The 20,305-nt window shown below is 57.9% G+C and carries 8 protein-coding genes; all 8 read right to left on the reverse strand.

The window, feature by feature from the left end; genetic code table 11:
- Positions 1-74 precede the first annotated feature (74 nt).
- The 8 genes from LZA78_RS02920 to brxC all read right to left on the reverse strand — a co-directional run bounded on the left by LZA78_RS02920 (position 75) and on the right by brxC (position 20,301).
- A complete protein-coding gene (locus LZA78_RS02920; protein WP_233675463.1) occupies positions 75-1,844 on the reverse strand; it encodes a hypothetical protein in 1,770 nt (589 codons plus the stop codon).
- Positions 1,841-4,906, reverse strand: a complete 3,066-nt coding sequence (locus LZA78_RS02925) for a helicase-related protein (protein WP_233675464.1) — start codon at positions 4,904-4,906, stop codon at positions 1,841-1,843. The genes LZA78_RS02920 and LZA78_RS02925 overlap by 4 nt, the downstream gene beginning before the upstream one ends.
- Positions 4,907-5,017: 111 nt before the next feature.
- Positions 5,018-7,093, reverse strand: a complete 2,076-nt coding sequence (brxL, locus tag LZA78_RS02930; protein ID WP_233675465.1) for a BREX system Lon protease-like protein BrxL — start codon at positions 7,091-7,093, stop codon at positions 5,018-5,020.
- Between the two features lie 11 nt (positions 7,094-7,104).
- Positions 7,105-9,606, reverse strand: a complete 2,502-nt coding sequence (gene pglZ / locus LZA78_RS02935; protein ID WP_233675466.1) for a BREX-1 system phosphatase PglZ type A — start codon at positions 9,604-9,606, stop codon at positions 7,105-7,107.
- Positions 9,599-13,102, reverse strand: a complete 3,504-nt coding sequence (gene pglX / locus LZA78_RS02940) for a BREX-1 system adenine-specific DNA-methyltransferase PglX (RefSeq protein ID WP_233675467.1) — start codon at positions 13,100-13,102, stop codon at positions 9,599-9,601. The genes pglZ and pglX (LZA78_RS02940) overlap by 8 nt, the downstream gene beginning before the upstream one ends.
- Entirely contained in the window at positions 13,102-13,263 is a 162-nt protein-coding gene (locus tag LZA78_RS02945; protein WP_233675468.1) for a hypothetical protein, read from the reverse strand. Before LZA78_RS02945 ends, pglX (LZA78_RS02940) begins: the two co-directional genes overlap by 1 nt.
- Positions 13,256-16,780, reverse strand: a complete 3,525-nt coding sequence (gene pglX, locus LZA78_RS02950; protein WP_233675469.1) for a BREX-1 system adenine-specific DNA-methyltransferase PglX — start codon at positions 16,778-16,780, stop codon at positions 13,256-13,258. The genes LZA78_RS02945 and pglX (LZA78_RS02950) overlap by 8 nt, the downstream gene beginning before the upstream one ends.
- Positions 16,780-20,301, reverse strand: a complete 3,522-nt coding sequence (gene brxC, locus LZA78_RS02955) for a BREX system P-loop protein BrxC (protein WP_233675470.1) — start codon at positions 20,299-20,301, stop codon at positions 16,780-16,782. The genes pglX (LZA78_RS02950) and brxC overlap by 1 nt, the downstream gene beginning before the upstream one ends.
- Between the last annotated feature and the right edge of the window lie 4 nt (positions 20,302-20,305).

The following is a 20,305-nucleotide window of genomic DNA, read 5'->3' on the forward strand; positions in this document are numbered from 1 at the left end:
CTCCCAGAAAACACTTCAAAAAACGTCGGCGTTAGCAGCCAATAATGAGGAGAGCACCGCCTTGCTCACAACGATCACATCTGCTCCGGACCAATGAAACGTGCCTCAATGTCAAGGCTCCTGGATGGATCTTCGTAGGACCTGATCTGACCAGGTGTGAGCCAATCAGGCATGTCATAGATGGACCAGGACAGACCTAAAGCGACTAGCAATCGACCATTGTTGCGCCCTTGAGACACGGAAACATCGATGCTTCCATGTTGCTCCAAGTCGAGCGGCTCTTCATGAAACTTCGTTCGGAAGATCGAGTTTTCTAGGCTCTTCTCGGTCCATGAGAACATATCTTTGTATGCTCCGTTATGGCGCCCACCCCCAATGCGGAACAAGGGCATCTCACCGCCCCAAACCTCGGAATTTGGGCCTGTGCGATGGCGCGCGTCCTTAATTGGCTCCGCCACAAAACTCCCCATCGCTTTGGTAATCCAATCCGGATCCACGCCCTGCCCGAGAGCGACATCCACCACCTCGGAGCCAAAACTCTGGACCCGCGCACCATAGATACTGATGACAGAACTCCCGTCATCTCGTGCGTAGAAACCAAAGCAAACACAGTCGCATGTCAGGCCGCCAAAATCGCAAAGAATATACTTTCCATTCTTGCGCCTACTGGAATTGAAGAAGCCAACGACAGCACCGATAAACTCAGGAACAACTCGTGTTTCATGAGTTCGCTTCCCTTTGGCGGCGACGCTAAGAGCCTGCAGGACATTCTTGTCGGAGATTCCTGTGTCAGACAGAGCCAGATCGATCGCGGCCTGACAACAAATCCTGAACCTGTGTCCCGCCGAATTGTCGTCTACCCGCTCAGCTGGAAACCCAAAATTCGCAGACACTTCAAGCGCGCTGTTCTTTAGGGTCTTGGGAAGCCTTCGGATCAACCAACCCATCGTCTGTCGAAGCATCAAGGCCATATAAGCCGTGACATGAATCTCTGCCTCGGACGCGGCCTTAGATTGCGGATCATCGGCGTGAGTTCTCAAGAATGAGACCTTCAACGCGTCAAGACACGAACCTCCGTCCGAACCTATCAGGGCGTACGACTTGTCTGCCCGCTGCCAGAGCTCGGTCTTCCAATAATATGGATGTTTATCGGCGCGGAGCGCGGTCGGTGCTGGAACGGCAAATGCCGCGAGTGACGGATTATATGGAAAGCGAACCACAACCTTCGACGACGTGGACCCAAGGTCAAAGCCGATAGAGATAATTTCCTCACTACTGCCGAGGGGAACCGTGCGAGTAATCCACTCTACGGCGCTCGCTTCTCTTCGTTCCATCTCTTTGGATGCCGCAGCCCAAGGACCGGATTTCTGGCTCTTGCTCGAAAAATCATGGGTTGATGCTATGCGCTCAAGGAGGTCACGCGTTGTTCGCGCAACAGGAATATGAGGACGAGACACAGAAGCCGCGACCGTCCCGGCCTCAAACGCCCTCGCACTTGATAATTTATGAGATTGGGCAGCCCTCTCGGACATCTTCGGCGATGATTTCGCCTTTGAAGCCCCCTTGGAATTTGACTTGGCGCCGCTTGGTCGTGGCGCACCCTTCGAACGTTGCTTACCCTTGCTTGGCTGGGGCAGCGGCTCGGACGAGGCAGATGGTTTCTCCTGCGCGTGCCGTGCCAAGTCTGCATAGCGCGCAGCCCGATTGGGTTGATCAGGCGCGTCCGACTTGGGACCCCCACCTGTGAAACCACCAAACACCGAGCCCAACTTTCGAAGGAGTGTGCTCAGAGGTCCGCCGCGCGTCCCGGGATCTTTTCCAGTCTTTTCAGGACCGTCTTTCATTCTGCCTCCACCTTCAAGAGAAAGGCAGCCATTTGCCGACTTGAGGGATGTGTAACGGATTGGGCCTCAATCTTTCTTCTGCGCATCTCGACTCCCTCTTCGAAGCGACTGAGACGTGCACGGTTTGCCGCCTCCAACTGCTTAACGCTGGAGCTAATTACCCTTTCCAGATTCGCTCGCTGGCGCTCTGCATGCGCTTCGAGAGATGCAAGTTGAATGGCAACCCGGTCGCCGAGCTCGACCTCGCGACGTTCACTGGCCCCTGCGAAGCGCTGCGCCAACGACGGTTCAAGGACCATCTCGATGCGATCGGCAGCCAAGCCTAGGTCTGCCTCTTCCAACGCCGTAGGCCAGTGCCCGGCATGGGCCAGACATGCTGTGACGACTTGATCCGCCAAGGTCTCCGGCAGGAGTTCCCCCGAACGCAAATTGGCAACGGCACAGCCTATGACGGTGGATGTCGCGCCCTTTCCAAACTCCCATTCTTCGATCGCCCCAACATACATGCCAGGCTCAAGACCACGCGCCTGAGCGTTTGCAATACGAATGGCGGTCGCCATAGGCTTCAATGCATCGCGTTCGGTCAATAGACGTGACAAGAAACGGATCAATGGATGCGTTGGACCTAGCCTTGGATGCTTTAAACGCGAAGCCGCCTTGCCGACTTTGAATGTCGTAGCTCCACCTCTTCGGCCGACAGGTCCACTATTAAGCCTGTTATCTGCGCACCAGTTCTCGAACTCAAATCGACAGTCATCTGAGAGGCGAACTGAAACGAGCCCATCTGCGACTTGCCAATGAACGTCTGAACTTGGGAAAAGAAAACGTAAGGCGCCCTCTAGGTAATCAACGATGTCTTTCTCGGTGACCCAGTTGCCTTCACTGCGGGATTCATTGATCGACCGAACAATATAATCGCCATGCGCAAAGAGCGCCGCGGCTTCCAATTCAAGCGCTTCCTCTTCCGAGCGGCGATTTGCGATCGCTTGCTCGGTCTGTGCTAGCCTTCTCTCTTCATCCTCAGGCGACAGCTTCCCAGAGAGCAGCTCTTTCGTGAGCTCGGAAATTTCCTGCCCCAGGATCTCCTCAAAGCCACCCAGAGCACGCTTGCACAGGCCAAGTCGCTCATGCAGTCGGTGGTAAATCCGTTCATCGACCGTATCCGAATGCATTAGGTTTAGGACGGAAATGCTCGGGGCTTCCTGACCCAATCGATCAATACGACCGATCCGTTGCTCCACTCGCATGGGGTTCCAGGGCAGATCGTAGTTGACGACGGTGCGCGCGAACTGGAGATCGATACCTTCCGATCCAACTTCCGAGGTCAGAAGCACAGAAATCTTTGGATCATCGCGAAACTGGTTGACCACGGCCGATCTGTCTATCGTTTCTCCACGCAGCGTGAGTGAGACGATCCCGAGCGCATCGAGCCTTTGCCTCAGGTACGAGAGCGTTCCCCGGAATGTGGAGAAGACGACAAACTTCTCAAGCGGCTCATCTGCCCGGCGATCCTGCACGACCCGGATGAACTCAGCAAATTTCGTGTCCTGCCGCGCCATTTCATCGGAACTGGGCAGTTTCCGTAGCACCTCATAAAGCACTGCCATCAACGGCTTTGCCTCATTCTCGGCACTACTGACACCAGTTTCATCTATCTCCTGATCTTCGTCTTCATCGAGATCAGAGAGAACACGCATGTGCCAGTGCATCAGTGCTGCCGGCATCGAAGAAGCCAGCATCCGCTGCGGCATGACGGTCAGAAATCCAGTTGGAAGCCCTCTCTCCAATGCATAGCGAAGAATAGCGCTCGTGATTGTATCGTAGGCCGATCGCTCGTCCGGCGTCATTCGCGCTTTATAGGCGACAACATCACGTTGCACCCGAAGCTCCTGAACATCGCGTCGTCGAGTGCGGCTGATAACATTTGAAAGGAGATTTACGCGTTCAAGTCGCTTTGCAATCTCAGCCCGCTCGGTGGGATCAAGTACAGATCTTACCTTCAGATCTCCCACTAACAGCCTAAGCGCCTTTGCATTTCTCAGAATCGGAGAGCGTGAAGCAGCCAGAACCAACTGGAAAACGTCTTCAACGGGTTGCCCCGACAGAACGGCTTCGCGTGCGGCAACGAGAGGTTGGTTCGCGTGAATGATCTGCTCGAGCGCATACTCATCCCTGAAGGTAAGCTCGTCGAGCAAGCGAAGTAGGCTGAGCAGGTCGCGATTATGGAGATTGATTGGGGTCGCTGAAAGCATTGCCACGTGCTCGGACACGCCACAAAGAAGTTGCCCCAATTTATTGGTCGCCGTGCCGGGATTGCGCATGTGATGCGCTTCATCAATCACGAGAAGATCGATTAAGCGCTCCAGGCCTTCTGAGTCCTCAAGGAGCTTTGCAAGAACATCAACCGGCCGCCCGTTGCGAGAAGTTTTCTGGCGCGGCCGGATTGACTGCATGCCGCAAATAACGGCGAAGCCTGCCCGCTGTGAGTGCGTACTGCTCAGGACTTCGAGCAACCCCTCTGCATTACATATTCGTGCTTCAACGCCAAACTTTGACTTCAACTCTTCGCGCCACTTTTCGCAAAGAACCTTTGGGCAAACCACGACAAAGCGATTGTATTTGTACCTTGCCGCGAGTTCCCCCCAGACCAGCCCCGCTTCAATCGTCTTACCGAGGCCGACCTCGTCTGCAATCAAGAGGTTGCCCGTGGGAGAGTCTAATATCTTGACCACCGGCTTGAACTGGTGCGCGTAGAAATCTGTATCAGAGCTTTCCATCGAGTAGAGAACATCAGCCAAACTTCCGGATAGCCGCACATGAGAGAACTGCCGTCGCAAATCATCTGGCGCCGGCAAATGCCCGCCTCGCACCAATTCAGCAGGTGTCTCTGGGACAACAGGGACAAACTCGAGTTGCGAAGCGGGGTAGCGACGCACCCCAGTTGACAGCCGCACAGAAACCAGAGGCTTGCCCGGCGCGTGCTCCGCAACCAGGGTCACGATCCCGGACTCTGCCGGGTTATTTCGCGATCTAACGTAATCACCAACTGCAAACTCGGCCATGCACCGCCCTTGATTGATAATTGAAATACCCTCTCGAGAATTATGCGCAACAGGAAGATCTAGATAAATAGCCGACCGAACCCTAATCCCTAACGCGCCCTAAAAAACCTCTCAAGCACGCACGTACGTCACATAGAAGCCTTTGATCATTCTGTACTCTTGCAGACGATCCCCCAATGAAAACCCATCCCGACGAATGGGTGCCTGATAAATATCGAGCCCGCGATCGAGTACAATTTTCCAGCCCGTATCCGCAACAATTGTGCGTGCATGACCTGTGCCGGTGCCATCAAACTTCCAAGAAAACTCTACACCGCTTCCGGTGCAAGCTTCGACAATACTGTCGAGTAATTCGCGCTGCTTCGTGATGTTCCCATCATCCGGCCCGGTCGTAAGATGAATGGCGACCTGATCCTCTGGTGCCTTACGCCGAATGACCATCTCCACAAATTCCATCATATTCCGAATCTGATAGAAATAGCGGATGTAGGGATCCGTCACGTCAATACGAGTGGCTCCTTCGATATACGGACCGAAAAGCCCATCATATGTCAGCCCCCTGCGGTTCTCTGCATAGTCATGGTGGCCCTCCAACGCGCGCGACGGTTCTGGCGCCTTGCCTTTCGCCGTCCCGTCAGCAGTATCCTCATCTATCTCAATCAGCGGCTCATCGTCTGTCATGTCCGCGCTGCTTTCCGCCAGATTCTCAACGCGGCGCTTTTTGTGGTAATACTGTGGGAACTCTTCCTCTTCGACGGTCGTAATCCGTCGCTTCTCGCCGCTTGAGCCTACATAGTAAAAGTCAACATCGGGATAGGTGCTGTCGATGCGGAAGAGCTGATCCTTGACCCGTTTTCGGCTCTCAAGGGCAAGACGCAAAAGCTCTTCCATTTCGGTCTCGGTTTCGCTGCCATCCGGAAAGATCACTTTCAGCAATCCCGACATAGTCTTGTAAATTGCGTCACGATCTCGCGTCGAAATTTTCTCGCTAATCCGGAAGAAGCGTTCGGGACGATTGGAAAAGTCCTCCTGCCGCAGATGGCGCAATATTTCTGCCAGATAATCTACAATGAAGCCGTAACCCGAGGTGAACATCTCGCCGCGGATGACATCCACTTCCCAGCCAGGCAGGTATGCATGTAGACGATCAATGAAGGCTGAGTCATGAAACTGGGTAGGTAGCGCCTCGAACAGGTCACTATTCTTGAGCATGAATGGAACGTTGTGATCGGTATTACCAACGAATGCAAAGCTGGCCTCTGCACCCATTGGGTTCACGCCACGTGAGAAGCTCTTGTTCGCCATGTAGTTTTTCATGATGTCGACGAGGGCCTTGTTCGCCGTTTTCTCGCGCCCGGCAAATTCATCGAAGGCGACGACATCCCAATACCCCACCAAGCCAATTCGGCCGTTGGAATTGTTGACGAACAGCTTGGGGATGGTGACCTCTCCGCCTGAAATCAGCTGACCATGCGGCGAAAACTCTGAATAGATATGGGACTTACCGGTCCCCTTGGGACCAAGCTCGATAATGTTATAGTTGCGCTCGACAAATGGGATAAGTCGCATGAGCTGCAGTAGCTTGCTGCGCCGCCCGAAAGCCGCCGGATCAAAACCGATCGACTGCATGAGCAGATCAATCCATTCGTCCGTTGTGAATTTCGAGCGCGCTTCTTTATATCCCTCATAGTCGACGCGCGCGATTTGGATGGGTTTGATCGTCTCGAGGATCCAAGGCGATAGGCGATTGTCTTCTGAGAACTCATATTGGACATCTGCGATACACCACACTCCGGTCACTAGAAGCTTGGGATGTGCCTTGACCGTACCGCTGTCGACGGCAACCTTCTTGATCCCAAGGTTGTCGAAAGTTGCCTCGTAGCTATCCGTCTTTTCGTTCAGAGCGACGCTGACCTGATCGATGACCCTGTAGCGACCTTTTTCCTTGATTGAGGATTGGATGAGCCCCGCCTCGCTGCGGTGCACGTAGTGCTTGCGTAAGATCTCCTTGACGGTCTCAATCCCACTTTCAATGGAAGCCTCATCGTCAGTCGCACAATATTGGCCCAGAAGGTACTCAAGCACATAAGTGGGAACAATCGCATTGCCCTTGACCGCCTTCACCAAGTCCTTCCGAACCACAAAACCCGCAAAATGCTCATTGATCTTGGCGTCTAGGTTGCTCATAGGCAGGCTCCTCAAAAATCAAAGTCAGTCATCATACCGCGCCGCAGTTGGAAGCGGTGCGTCGCATAATCTTGGTAATGGCTGGTCTTACCGACCCGTTCACGCAGTTTCAGAATGACGTCCTGGTTGTTGAAGCGATCGGCCTCGCGCGAAAGTAGGAACTTGCGCGGCATTTCCCGCTCGCGGGCATTGTCGGATCGGAAATCAAACATCAAGGTGTATTCATCGGAGACCAGAGTGCCATCGGTCGCGTAGATCCCCGCCAAGAGTTCTCGCGGCCGCATTTTCTCAGAGACGGGCTGGGATTGATAGAACGTCACCGCCGTCTGACCTGAAGAAATCAAGCTCCGGCCTGTGACGAATATCTGCACGTCGACTTGGCCCACGTCCGTCTCGCGCTGCTTGCCGACGCGGATGACCGGGATGACGACTTCCTGTAACGATGCCCCGCCATGCACAAAGCGGCTGCCAGCGCCCTTCACACGCATTCGGTTGATCGAGTTAGGGATCAAGACATCCAGATCTCCTGCAAGGCCAAGACTCGCTGCACTAAAATGCTTCATGCCCGGCGTCGGCGCGAGACCACGCCCAATTACGAACCGGCGATTGCGGAACAGGATCTCGGCACCCTGAGGGTCGGCGATTGCGAAGTCGCTCTCTTCAAGGGCTCGGTGCTGATACAGGAACCCGTGGTCGGCTGTGATCAAGATGTTCGAGAAATTGGCCGAAGTCAGCTTGCGGACAAGCTTGGTGAGATCCTCGATCGCATCCTCGACCGCCTCGGGCAGCTTGTCTTCCGTTTGAAGCTTGTCGCCAATGGCGTCGATGCGGTTGTGGTAAACATAGACGATGTGGTTATCGCGGAAGAGCGCCTTGCCGTCCTCGGTGCGCATGTTCATCACATCTTCGGATTTCAGCGCCTTTGCACTGTCGCCCTTACGCCCAGCTGCGAGGAGTTTCGCCCGTGCGGCGAGACCCTTGGTGTTTTCTCCGTCCGAGAGAATATCGCCGCTGCCATCCTCGCTCATGGCCAGCGTGCTGTGCGGCAAGAGCGCTGCCATGCCCAGCTGGGTGTAGCTGGGCAAGGAGCTGATCATTGGTTTCAACTCGGCATCGAAACGGTCCAGAGCTCGGATGCGGCGCAGGCACTCCTCTGCAACCTCGAAACGCAGAGCGTCCGATATGATCACAGCGACCTTCTGGTCCTTGCGCCGATATTCCGCGGCCTGTTCCCGATAGAAATCGGCCTGCGATGGGTAGCCGGGAACCTTCCAATCGGTCAGGCACGTAATCTGGTCCTGCCATGCATCATTCAACGCCAGCACGAAGCTGTTCGTGTAGCGGTTCTCGATCGAGGCGTAGAGATCACCCAAAAGGGATGCCTGACCGCTTTTTTGCATGTGGTAGACGAACTTGCGATAGAGCTGATCCAGCCGGAACCAACCGGTCACGTAGCGCCGCACGCCTTCGGCCGCGCTTGTCATGCCCAGGTTCGCCTCTGCCAGGGCCTGCTGAAATTCGGTGGCGAAGCCGATCGCCTGATAGATGTCCGCGTAGGTCGGATACCAATGGCTCTGCCGCCGCTCGCGGACCCAACCCAGGACCTCTGGGGCACTTACCGTCTGGCTCGACATCGCTTGCACGATCTTGCGGATGATGTGGCGGTCAATCACTTCGAAATGGTCGATGGCGACGACCGTGCGGAAATCACGCACTGCGAGATCGCCCGCGATCTTGAGCAGATCCTGATATTGCTCGGACAGGGCCTCGAAGGCTTCCGCCCAATGGCGGTTGTTCTTCCAACGGCGGAACACCAGCAGGGCCTCTGCGTTCAGGGTGCTCTCTTCTGCGAGTGCTCGGGCATAGGCTGACTGGAACAGCGCGATGGCGAAGTCCTCAAAATCGGGCTCATCAGGCCTGTAGCCATAGGCCTGGCCGACCTGCTTCCAGAAGAAATCGGTCAGCCCCGAGCGCTCGATCAGCCGCAGCGCGTCGTCCTTGCCCACGGCCAACTCACCTAACAGCGCCTCGATCACGGTGTCCAGCCCACCCTCGGCGCCCGCGCAGACAGCCAGCATTCGCAGGCGCATCTGGGTCTGGGTGTCGGAAGCCTGCATCAGCCGCTTCAATGCCTCGACGCGGACCTTGGCGCGGAAGAACTCGATGTGACCGCGCACCACATTCTCGAACTGCAAGGGCAGGCCCAGCTCGGCCAGCCAGATCGCCGCCTGGTCAGCCTTGAACACGACGGAGCCCAGCTGCACGTCCAGCAGCCAATTGTCGGTCATCTCGGGCTCGGGCCCGTCCTTGAACAGCAGGAACTTGCCCTTGGGCTCCTGCCGCAGAATCCGGTATTTCAACCCGAACTCGTTGTTCGCGATCTCCAGCTTGATCACGCCGGGCAGATCGACCGCGTCGAACTCCGCCCGCATGTCGCGGTCGGCGTCGTACCAGAAGACGATCCGGTTCTCCTCGAACAGTTGCCGCAGGCTGGCGGCGATGCGGTCACTCATCCGCGGCCTCCAGCCCCTTGATCGGCTTCAGCGCCGCGCCGAATAGCGGATAGTTCCGCTTCACCCCGTCATCGAGGTCGATCTCGATCTTGGCCTGCGCCAGCGGGAAGATCACCTCTCGCTCCCATTCCTCCAGCTCGGCGAGCTGCTTGGCGATCACGCCCACGTCCTTCAGCGCCTTTGTCCGCTGGGTCTGAGTGGCGGCGGGGTCGTCGGAGAGCTTCTCCAGCCGCCCGCGCTCGGCCTCGAGCTTGCGGATGAACTCGCGCAGATAGTCGTTCAGCAGGACCGAGACGGTGTCGGGCCTGTAGCGGTGCATGTAGATCAGCGCCTGGAACGTGCCCTTGGGGCTGGAGAACATCCAGTAGATCGGGCGTTTCTTGTAGCGCTTCACGTGGTCGTCGTAGAACCCCTTGGCGAAGTACTTGCGGATGTCGCCGATCTGCGCCTCGATGAAGGCGAGGTTCTCGCGGAAATGCGCCTCGCCGAAGGTCACGCGCAGGAACTTGCGGAAGCGGTCCACGATGTCGTCGGGAAACCAGTCGGCATCCAGCACGGGGATGACGTTGTCCTCGTCTGGCAGGAAGCTGGGGTTCGGCACGCGGGCGAGGTAATCCGCCAGCGTCTCGCCCTGTTTGGCGAGGATCAGGCCCGGCGCATCGAGGCTGTAGCGGCCGAACATGCAGCCCACGGCGTAGCTGAGGAACTCGGCCATGGTGTCGGCGCGTAGGCGGGTCTCGTTCGCGTCAACGTCGTTTTTCATGCCATAGCGATAGGCGGGATTGCAGGTGAGGGTGATCTCCTCGACCGGTACCTCGGGGGTCAGCTCGTCCTGCAGACCATAGGCGTCTATGAAGATGCGGTTGTTCTCTTCCTCCAGACGCTGCATCTCGTCCGTCATGGACTGCCAATGGGCGCGGAGGCGGGTATAGGTGGCTTCCAGCGTCCCTGCCCGGTGATCGGGAGAGAGCAGCGGGAGCGTGGTGAAATCCCAGGAGGTTTCGTATGCGTCCCAGTCGGAGCGAGCCAATGACACGGCCGCCTTGGCGACTCGCTGCACATTGGCGTCGCAGCGCTTCTCAAATGGCAGCTTTGCAATGACGCCGCAGTTAAAGTCGAGAGTTGGCGCTAAAAACTGAAGGATGTCGTTGGTCACCTTTGAATTTAGAAAGCCAAGCATTTCCTCAAGTGACGTTTTGTCTTCGCTAAATATGCATTGGCCCTTAGTGTCAAAAATAAATCCACTGTCGCATCTGCGAAGCGAGATCTTCGAGCTTGTGATTGCCCCCCAAGTTATGCTGTCCTTGAAGAAGTAGGATGCATTAACGATCCGCTTTGTTGGACTGCCATAGCGTGCGCTTGCCAGAGCGATCAGCTCTGCCCCGTCGTTCTCCCAATTGACCAGATTTTCGTTCATCCCATACCATTTCCGGAACCCGCCGCCTTTGTTGTAGGGAAACCATCGACATCCCGTTGCTTTCGATTCCTCGCGAGAGGTGGCGTAAAGCTCAGTTCGGGAATTAGATACCTCAGGCCAGAACCTGAGGAACCTATCGTTATCCATAGTTGCCATGCCTTGGCGAGCATCGCCGTATTCCGAAATCTGAGGCATCGATTGGAAGGCGGGTATGAGAGAAGGGCTGACCCAATAGGCAATCGGTGATCCGGGAATTGACATCATGGAGCTTGCAGGTGTTCGATAGAACCAACCACAATCAGGATTCCGAATGGCTTCAAGGGCGCGGGGGGCTTGATTGGCTGCACCGCGAAAGTTTGCCAGCCTGATATATGCGCCGCGTGCCTCAGGGTTCGGTAAGTTCTTCACCGTGAAGGTGCAGATGGGAACAGTTGCACCGTCGAACCCGGAATATTCCAGCTGAATAAGAGACGTGATTTGGGCGCGCTCTAACAGATATAGTCTGAGTTTTTCGTAAGAAGAGATGAACATCCATACAAAGGGCGTCATGAAGCCGAGCTCGCCCCTGCGCAGCGCGAGCTTAGTATTCCTAATAACGAAAGCTGAAAACAGATCCGACTTCACGTCCGAATATTGGTCTTTGAGGAAATCCCCAAGCTTTCCGTTCATCCCTTTCCCGCCCATATAAGGCGGGTTGGCCACCACCACGTGATACTTCGGCGACAGCGCCTCGGCCGTGCGAAGCACCATCGCGAGGCGCTCCAGAACCGGGCGCAGCAGCAGGTCGGCGTCAAAATCCCGCGCTACCACCACCCGCAGCGTCTCGGCCGGATCGCGCAGTTTCGGCACGATCAACGAGCCGAAGTTCTTGGCCTGCTCGAACTGCCACAGCGTCTCGCGCAGCTCGTCCGTGAACAGATCCTTGCCCACCACGGCGGCCACGTCCCGCATTTCTGCTTCGGTGAACTTCACGTCCTGCAGCACGCAGATGTCGGGCTTGGCCTCCATCCGCAGGAACCGCCGCCGTCCCAGCTTGGCCGCAGCCTTCATCGCCAGCGCAAAGGCCGCCAGCGCCCCCGCGCGGTCGTCAATCTCCACCCCGGTCAGGTTGTTCGCCAGGATCAGCGCCGGGATCTTGTCGGCCTCGTACCCTTCCTCCTCATAGATCGCGTAAAGCAGGTCGAAGGCATAGGTCAGCATGTGCCCCGACCCGCAGGCTGGATCGCAGACCTTGATCTCCTCGGGCTTGCCGATCTTTAGGAAATCCGTCTCGGGCTCTTCCGGCGCGATGTAGTAGTCCATCCGCTCGGCCAGCTTCGACCCCGGCCGGTTCAGCAGCCACAGCCGCCCCAGCGAGTTCTCGACCAGGTAGCGGACGATCCAGTGCGGGGTGAAGAGCTGCGTCGCGGCCGGAATGTTCTCGGCCTCGATCTTCTTGTTCTTCTTCAGCGCGGCGAAGACCTGGTCCTTCTTCTCCGAGATGTAGAACTGGTAGAGCCAGCCGATGATCTCGACATCCTGACAGGCGTCCTCGGGCATGGCGTCGCGCAGGCGGGCGAGGATCGAGGTGGGCGAGAGCAGATCCTCGGGCATCAGGAGTTCGGTGTAGTCGCCCACCTTCTCGAACATGAAGGGCATGGGCTTGTGCCAGGCGTTGCAGGCGTGGACGAGCAGCATCCGGTACGCCTCGCCCTGCGGGTCGCGGCTGGGGCTGCGACCATCGAGAAGCGCGGCGATGGTCGCGGACGCCCCCTCGGGCAGGTTGCCCGCCATCGCCTCGGCCAGGATCTCGGGGCGCGTGGCGTTGCCCTCGGGCGAGACGACGCGCGGATTGGTGTAGCCGTTCACATCCATGAAGCGGAGAGCGGTGAAGCGGTTGAACCAGGTGTAGGCCACCTGTTCCATGACCTGTTGCTTGCCCATCTCGCGGATGGCTGCATCGAGCTTCTTCATCGCCGCCGGGTTCTCGCGGCGGGCGGATGAGGCCGGGTCGATGACGACGGCGAGCTTTGCGGTGACCTGGTCGATCAGAAGATTGCGCGCGGCTTGCGCGAATTTCTTGAGGGCATTGGTATCCATCAGACGATCACCTTCTTGCCCGCGGCGATCTCGGCCATCAGGGTCGTGCGCAGTTCATTCAAGTATTGGTCGACATCGGCGGTGTGGTCGGCGTCGTACCAGAAGACGATCCGGTTCTCCTCGAACAACTGCCGCAGGCTGGCGGCGATACGGTCACTCATCCGCGGCCTCCAGCCCCTTGATCGGCTTCAGGGCCGCGCCGAACAGCGGATAGTTCCGCTTCACCCCGTCATCCAGGTCGATCTCGATCTTGGCCTGCGCCAGCGGGAAGATGACATCGCGCTCCCATTCCTCCAGCTCGGCGATCTGCTTGACGATGGTGCCCGCAGCCTTCTCGGCCTTGGTGCGCTGTGCCTGCGTGGCCGAAGGGTCGTCGGCCTGCTTTGCCAGTCGCGCGCGCTCGGCCTCCAACTTGCGGATGAACTCGCGCAGGTAGTCGTTGAGCAGGACCGAGACGGTGTCGGGCCGATAGCGGTGCATGTAGATCAGCGCCTGGAACGTGCCCTTGGGACTGGAGAACATCCAGTAGATCGGGCGCTTCTTGTAGCGCTTTACGTGGTCCTCATAGAACCCCTTGGCAAAATACTTGCGGACGTCGCCGATCTGCGCCTCGACGAAGGCGAGGTTTTCGCGGAAATGCGCCTCGCCAAAGGTCACGCGCAGGAACTTGCGGAACCGGTCCGCAATGTCATCGGGGAACCAGTTTTCGAACTCCTCTGACAGCACGGGGATGACGTTGTCCTCGTCGGGCAGGAAGGTGGGATCCGGCACTCGGGCGAGGTAATCGGCCAGCGTCTCGCCCTGGTTGGCGAGGATGAGGCCCGGCGCATTTAGGCTGTAGCGCCCGAACATGCAGCCCACGGCATAGCTGAGGAACTCGGCCATCGTCCGTTCCAGCAGCGCCTGTTCCCGGTCTGCATCGGTCTTGCCCGTACCGATGGAATAGGCGGGGTTGCAGGAGAGGGTGATCTCCTCGATCGGCACCTCGGGGGTGAGTTCGTCCTGCAGGCCATAGGCGCCGATGAAGATGCGGTTGTTCTCTTCCTCCAACGCTCGCATCTCGTCCGTCATGGACTGCCAATGGGCGCGCAGGCGGGCATAGCTGTCCTCCAGTGTCTCGGCGCGATGATCGGGTTGCAGCAGCGGCAGCGTGGTGAAATCCCACGAGGTTTCGTAGGCATCCCAGTCGGATTTGGCGGCAGTGATCGCGCTGGTAGCGATTTCTGATTGCCGTTTGCGATCAACCTTTTCCGGCCAAGGAAGCTGATCAAAATATCCGATGTGGAAGTGAATCGTGGGATTGAGCGCCGAGACCAGCTCTGTGCAAAGCCTTGTGTTGCAAAATGTCAGGGTGAGGTCTCGATCCTCAATAGTTTTATAGAACGCAGAGTGACCCGTTGCGTCGTAAAGGAATCCTTTGGGATAATGTCGAAACGCGGTTCCACCGGAGGTGACATCCGACCAACTTACACTTTCGACGAAGAACTTCCCGCGGTCCTTAATCACATAGTCAATATTCCCGTTAAGATATGGATATCGAGAGTCGACATACTCACGAATTTCGCGGCCGTCGTCTTGCCAATTCACCACATACTCATGGTTTCCATACCAGCGCCGGAATTGGCCGCCTTTGTTCAACGGGAACCACTTTAGGCCTGTTTCAGCGGCCTCCTTGCTTGATTTAAGATTGAAGCCAATAGCATTCAACGACGTCTCTTGCCAGAAACGCATGAAGCGGTTGTTGTCCGCAGTCGCCAGGCCTTGCTTCGAGTCGACATACTCGCCCATCCTGTTGCATTCCGAGAAGAGCTGCAGTGTCGCCGGTCCCAACCAATATGCCAGCGGCATGCCCGGTAACTTCTGGATCGCCTTCTGCGGTAGAACATGTCGACCGTATTCTCTGTCGAAGAACAGGGATTGGATAGCCTCCGGCTTTCGGACTTCGACGTGACGCTCGAAAAGTCGGCGATAAACTCCGATGGTGGCGTCCGTTGGCTTTGAATTACGAATGATAAAGGCAACAGTCCCAAAATCAGCACCAAAAATACCACGGCCAAGATGCAAGAGGGAAGATACCTCCGCGTCGGCAACGAGCCTAGTGCGCAGCTTTTCGTATGATGAGAGGAACATCCAAGCTGGAATATTTATCATGCCCCAGTAAGCATTCCGTACCAGCAGGGATGCAGCACGCTCCATGAAACAAGTCATCAGGTCTGATTTGCTATCCGGGTAGTGCGTCTTTGCCCATTTCCCGAGTTCGCCATTCATTCCTTTGCCGCCCATGTACGGCGGATTGGCCACCACCACATGGTATTTTGGCGACAGCGCCTCGGCCATGCGCAGCACGGCGACGATGCGCTCCTGCACCTCCTTCAATAGCAGGTCACCGCCGAAATCCCGCGCCTCGACCACCCGCAGTGTCTCGGCCGGGTCGCGCAGCTTCGGCACGATCAGCGAGCCGAAGTTCTTCGCCTGCTCGAACTGCAACAGCGTCTCGCGCAGCTCGTCGGTGAACAGGTCGCGCCCCACCACGGCGGCGACGTCCTGCATCTCGGCCGGCGTGAAGGTCACGTTCTGCAGCACGACGATGTCGGGCTTCACTTCCATCCGCAGGAACCGCCGCCTCCCCAGCCGCGCCGCCGCCTTCATCGCAAGCGCAAAGGCCGCCAGCGCGCCCGCGCGGTCGTCGATCTCCACCGCCGTCAGGTTGTGCTGCAGGATCAGCGCGGGGATCTTGTCCGCCTCATACCCTTCCTCCTCATAGATCGCGTAGAGCAGGTCAAAGGCATAGGTCAGCATGTGCCCCGACCCGCAGGCCGGATCGCAAACCTTGATCTCCTCGGGCTTGCCGATCTTCAGAAAATCCGTCTCGGGCTCTTCCGGCGCGATGTAGTAGTCCATCCGCTCGGCCAGCTTGGACCCCGGCCGGTTGAGCAGCCACAACCGTCCCAGCGAGTTCTCCACCAGGTAGCGGACGATCCAGTGCGGGGTGAACAGCTGGGTGGCGGCCGGAATGTTCTCGGCCTCGATCTTCTTGTTCTTCTTCAGCGCTGCGAAGACCTGGTCCTTCTTCTCCGAGATGTAGAACTGGTAGAGCCAGCCGATGATCTCGACATCCTTGCAATCGTCCTCGGGCATGGCGTCGCGCAGGCGAGCGAGGATCGAGGTCGGCGAGAGCAGGTCCTCGGGCATCAGGAGTTCGGTGTAGTCGCCCACCTTCTCGAACATGAAGGGCATGGGCTTGTGCCAGGCGTTGCAGGCATGGACGAGCAGCAGGCGGTAGGCCTCGCCCTGCGGATCGCGGCTGGGGCTGCGGCCATCTAGCAAGGCGCTGATGGTGGCGGGCGCGCCCTCGGGCAGGTTGCCCGCCATCGCCTCGGCCAGGATCTCGGGACGGGTCGCGTCGCCCTCTGGCGAGACGACGCGCGGATTGGTGTAGCCGTTCACGTCCATGAAGCGGAGCGCGGTGAAGCGGTTGAACCAGGTGTAGGCGACCTGTTCGATGACCTGGCTCTTGCCGATCTGCGCGATGGCGGCGTCGAGCTTCTTCATCGCCGCGGGATTCTCGCGCCGGGCGGAGGAGGCCGGGTCGATGACGACGGCGAGTTTCGAGGTGACCTGATCGATCAGAAGGTTGCGCGCGGCTTGCGCGAATTTCTTGAGGGCGTTGGTATCCATCAGACGATCACCTTCTTGCCCGCGGCGATCTCGGCCATCAGGGTCTTGCGCAGTTCGTTCACGTATTGGTCGACGTCCGCCTCCTCGGCGAGGTAGGGGCGCGGATAGGCCACCTTGATGTCCGAGGCGTTGACGTAGGACGGCGGCCGTGGCGCCGGGGCGGGCCGTTCCTTCATGCCGGGATCGGCCGGGGCTGGCGCCGGGGGCTGCGTCATCCGCGCGATGTCCGCCAGCATCTGCTGCATCAGGCCGGACCGCGCGCCATTCGCCCGGTCACGCAAGATGGGGATCATGGTCACCGCGTCGAGCCCGGCCTTGTGCGAGGCAACGCTGCGGCGGATCTTGTCCTGCTGCTCGGGGGTGAGGGCCTGGAACTCGGCCGTCTGGGCAACCTTGTCGGCACATTCGTCGACGGCGGCGATGACCGCCTTGCGCTCCTTCAGGACATCGAGTTCGACCTTGTCCTTCAGGGCGTAGAGGTCGGACTTCAGCGCCTGGATCGCCGTGCCCTTGTAACAGTCGGGATCCCGCAGGGCGGCACGCAGCTTTTCCCCGGCGGCGACATCGACATAGCCGATGTTGGCCTCTTGCGCCTGAAGGAAGTCGCGGACGTCGTCGTAGATCTCGCGCTGAGCCCCGCCCATGAAGCTGCGTATCTTGTCGAGGATGTCCTCCTTGGCGTTCAGCAGCGCGTCTTCCTGCTTGACCGGCTCGGTGATGTACCAGGCTGCGGGTTTGCCGACCATGGCGACCACTTGATCCCGTAAGGGCTCCAGCGCCGCGACGAACGGGTACTTGTAGTTTTCGGTGACGAGCCGGTTCAGTTCGTCCGCCAGCTTGCGGATGCTCTCCGCCCATTCGCCGCCGAGAACCCGTGCATCGGAGCCGTCGGCAGGCAGGCCGAACAGCTCCTTGTAGAGATCCTTCGCCGCGCGGATCTGGGACGAGGTGAACTCCAATTGCGGGGTCAGGAGGATGTTGCCGAGCATGTGGCTGTTGTTGAGCGCCCGGGCCAGTTCGGCGCCTTCCAGCGGTGTGCCGTCCGAACGGGCCTCGCACTTGCCTTTGCCTGAGAGGCTGGCGGTGAGGCACAGGGTGGCGACCGTCGGCCAACCGTAGGGCTTCGCCCCGAAGCGTTCGGTCAGATACTTGGCCGAGACCTTCACACCGTTTCGGGCCTGGCTCTGTATGTGGTTCAGCACATCTTGTTCAGCTTCCGTCAGGCCCGTGCCGGCTTCGCCAAACAAGGTGGACGTCGGACTGGCGGCCTTGGCGATGTCTGCTTCGACGTAGTTCACGCCCCGCAGCATCGGCAGATTGACGTAGACCTTGTCGACAAGCGCCTGGAACGCCTTGACAACGCGCTCCTGGGGGTCGTCACCGCCGATATCCAGTTCATCACCACGCACGAAGAGCCGCGCCGCAGCCATAAGTTTCCGCAGGCGAAGTTCCAGCTCCTTCGCGCGGCGGCCGTTTTGCTCTCCCTTTTCGAGAATGATCCGGTCACGGCCCGGCTGGGGCGAGCCGCTGCGCGACTGCCGGATAAACTTGTCGGACTGCCGGAATAACGTTAAATCCCGGATGAAGCGGACATCCGGCTGAAGCACAATTGCCAGTTCCTCGCGACCAAGGTTGCGCATGCGGACGGCATCGGGCGATGCGGCGTCATCATTGAAGGGACTGATGATGTTGATCGAAAGTTCGTATTCCCGCCCCAGCAGATGGTCATCGAGCTTCCGGCTGAAGGGATTTTCATAACCAGTCGTCAGATGCTTGATCTTGCGGTGTTTTAGAATGGTGTCGAAGGCAAGGGTCTCGAACTCCTTGCTGATTTCGGTCGGATCGACATCCAGCGCCTTGATTTCCGCCTCGACGTCCTTCTCTTCGTTGGTCAGGAACTCATAGACCTCGCCGTTGCGCTGGATGTATGTCTCACGTTCCAACAGGGCCAAGGCGTCCTCGATCTTGCGGCGTTGCCCCGCCTGATCCACCTCGAACTCCGAAAGCAGCAGAATGCTGATGTTGCGTACGGTAGGCTTGAACTCCTTGACGTATTTGACAAGGAACAGCGCCTTGAGCACGCGAACCGCGAAGTGATCGTCGAGGTTCCGCTCGGCGATCTGGATCGACTGCTGAACTGAGGACTTCAAGGCGGTGCGGATCCCCTCGAACATCAGATCGAATGTCGCAAGCCCTCCTACAGGGCTATCGGCAAGGGTCTTGGCCACCTCCTGGAACACGCCCAGCATCGAACGCTCGCCAACCGAACTGTGCTTGCCCTCGAACGCATTGTGCTGGGAAAGCGAGGTGATCGCCAACTGGAACAGCGTGTACTGGTAGGGTGGAAAAGGGTAGCTGGCGATAAAGTGTCCGCGGTCGCGATAGTTCTTCAGCCGGATTGAACCATCCGCGAAATCGAACAACGTCTTGAGATTGTTTTCTTCCTTGTCATGCAGATTTCCCAGCCTGATCTGCGCCGCGTCGGTCTTTGACAGCAGCCGGCGTTGGATGACCTCGGCAACATCTGCCGAGTTCAACGGCATGCGGTTGGCAAAGCGCGCCTGAATCTTGGAGAAGTCATTCTCCTGCCGTGCAGTCATGTCCCCCACGACTTCGGTGATGGCCTGCTGCGCCGTCACAATGATCCAGGCCTGACCCTTGCATTTCGTGTTCAGGCTCTCGGCGACGGTTTGGAGGTTCGTCATCAGCTTGACATTGTCGGCGATGTACTGGCCAACCTCGTCGACGAAGAAATTCAGCCTGAAATTCGGTGCCTGCTGGTCGATCCATGCTTTTACCGTGTTGGCGAAGTCTTCGATCGAGACACGTGTATCCTTTCGGTACAGAGAGAGAATGTCCTTGGCATCGGCCGGATCCGTGCCGGTTGCCTGAGCGAAGGCCGCGGCGATGTTGCGTCCTTCGAGCAAGGCCTCTTCGCGTCCCCGTGTCTCCCAATGCTTCCCGGAGAGTTCGAGGAATGCCGCCTTAAATGCCTCGAACTGGCCCCGCCCATCCAGCTGCCTTTCGAATTGCGCGATGTGCGGCTGCTTGCCGTAATAACCACACATCTCGTCGAAGACTTTCTGAAACACTGAAAGCAGCGCATCGACGTTATTCTTTGAAATGACGTCTGCTTTCTGGTCGATGTTGAACAGGATCGACTTCGATGGAATCGATGCGGCCTTCCTCAGCGCGCCGGCAAGCATTGGCTCGTCCTTCAGCTTGTCAGAGAAGATGTCGAGCGCCTTGACGCCGTCGACCTCGCGATTTTCCAGCAAGAGTGCCAACATTTTCAGCAGGTGCGATTTACCCGAGCCGAAGAAGCCGGAAATCCAGACACCATTGGCCGTCTCGTAATTGTTGTAGGCGTCGAGGAACTGTTCAAGCCTTTGCCCAATTTCCCCGGTGATCACATACTCGTCGAGTTCGATCCGCAGGCTCGCCTCGTCATCAGCTTTGATCACGCCATCGATGGCGCGGTCGACGGGCTTCTCAAAAATATCGCGCATCGCAACAGTCATTGGA

Origin of the sequence: Rhodobacter flavimaris (genome assembly GCF_021378075.1) — a bacterium.
Classification (GTDB): Bacteria; Pseudomonadota; Alphaproteobacteria; order Rhodobacterales; family Rhodobacteraceae; genus Rhodobacter; species Rhodobacter flavimaris.

Excerpts from the sequence above, each read along its gene's own strand:
- LZA78_RS02920 (WP_233675463.1), bottom strand. The coding sequence starts at position 1,844 with ATGAAAGACGGTCCTGAAAAGACTGGAAAAGATCCCGGGACGCGCGGC.
- brxL (WP_233675465.1), bottom strand. The coding sequence starts at position 7,093 with ATGAGCAACCTAGACGCCAAGATCAATGAGCATTTTGCGGGTTTTGTG.
- brxC (WP_233675470.1), bottom strand. The coding sequence starts at position 20,301 with ATGACTGTTGCGATGCGCGATATTTTTGAGAAGCCCGTCGACCGCGCC.
- pglZ (WP_233675466.1), bottom strand. The coding sequence starts at position 9,606 with ATGAGTGACCGCATCGCCGCCAGCCTGCGGCAACTGTTCGAGGAGAAC.
- pglX (WP_233675467.1), bottom strand. The coding sequence starts at position 13,102 with ATGGATACCAATGCCCTCAAGAAATTCGCGCAAGCCGCGCGCAATCTT.
- LZA78_RS02925 (WP_233675464.1), bottom strand. The coding sequence starts at position 4,906 with ATGGCCGAGTTTGCAGTTGGTGATTACGTTAGATCGCGAAATAACCCG.
- pglX (WP_233675469.1), bottom strand. The coding sequence starts at position 16,780 with ATGGATACCAACGCCCTCAAGAAATTCGCGCAAGCCGCGCGCAACCTT.
- LZA78_RS02945 (WP_233675468.1), bottom strand. The coding sequence starts at position 13,263 with ATGAGTGACCGTATCGCCGCCAGCCTGCGGCAGTTGTTCGAGGAGAAC.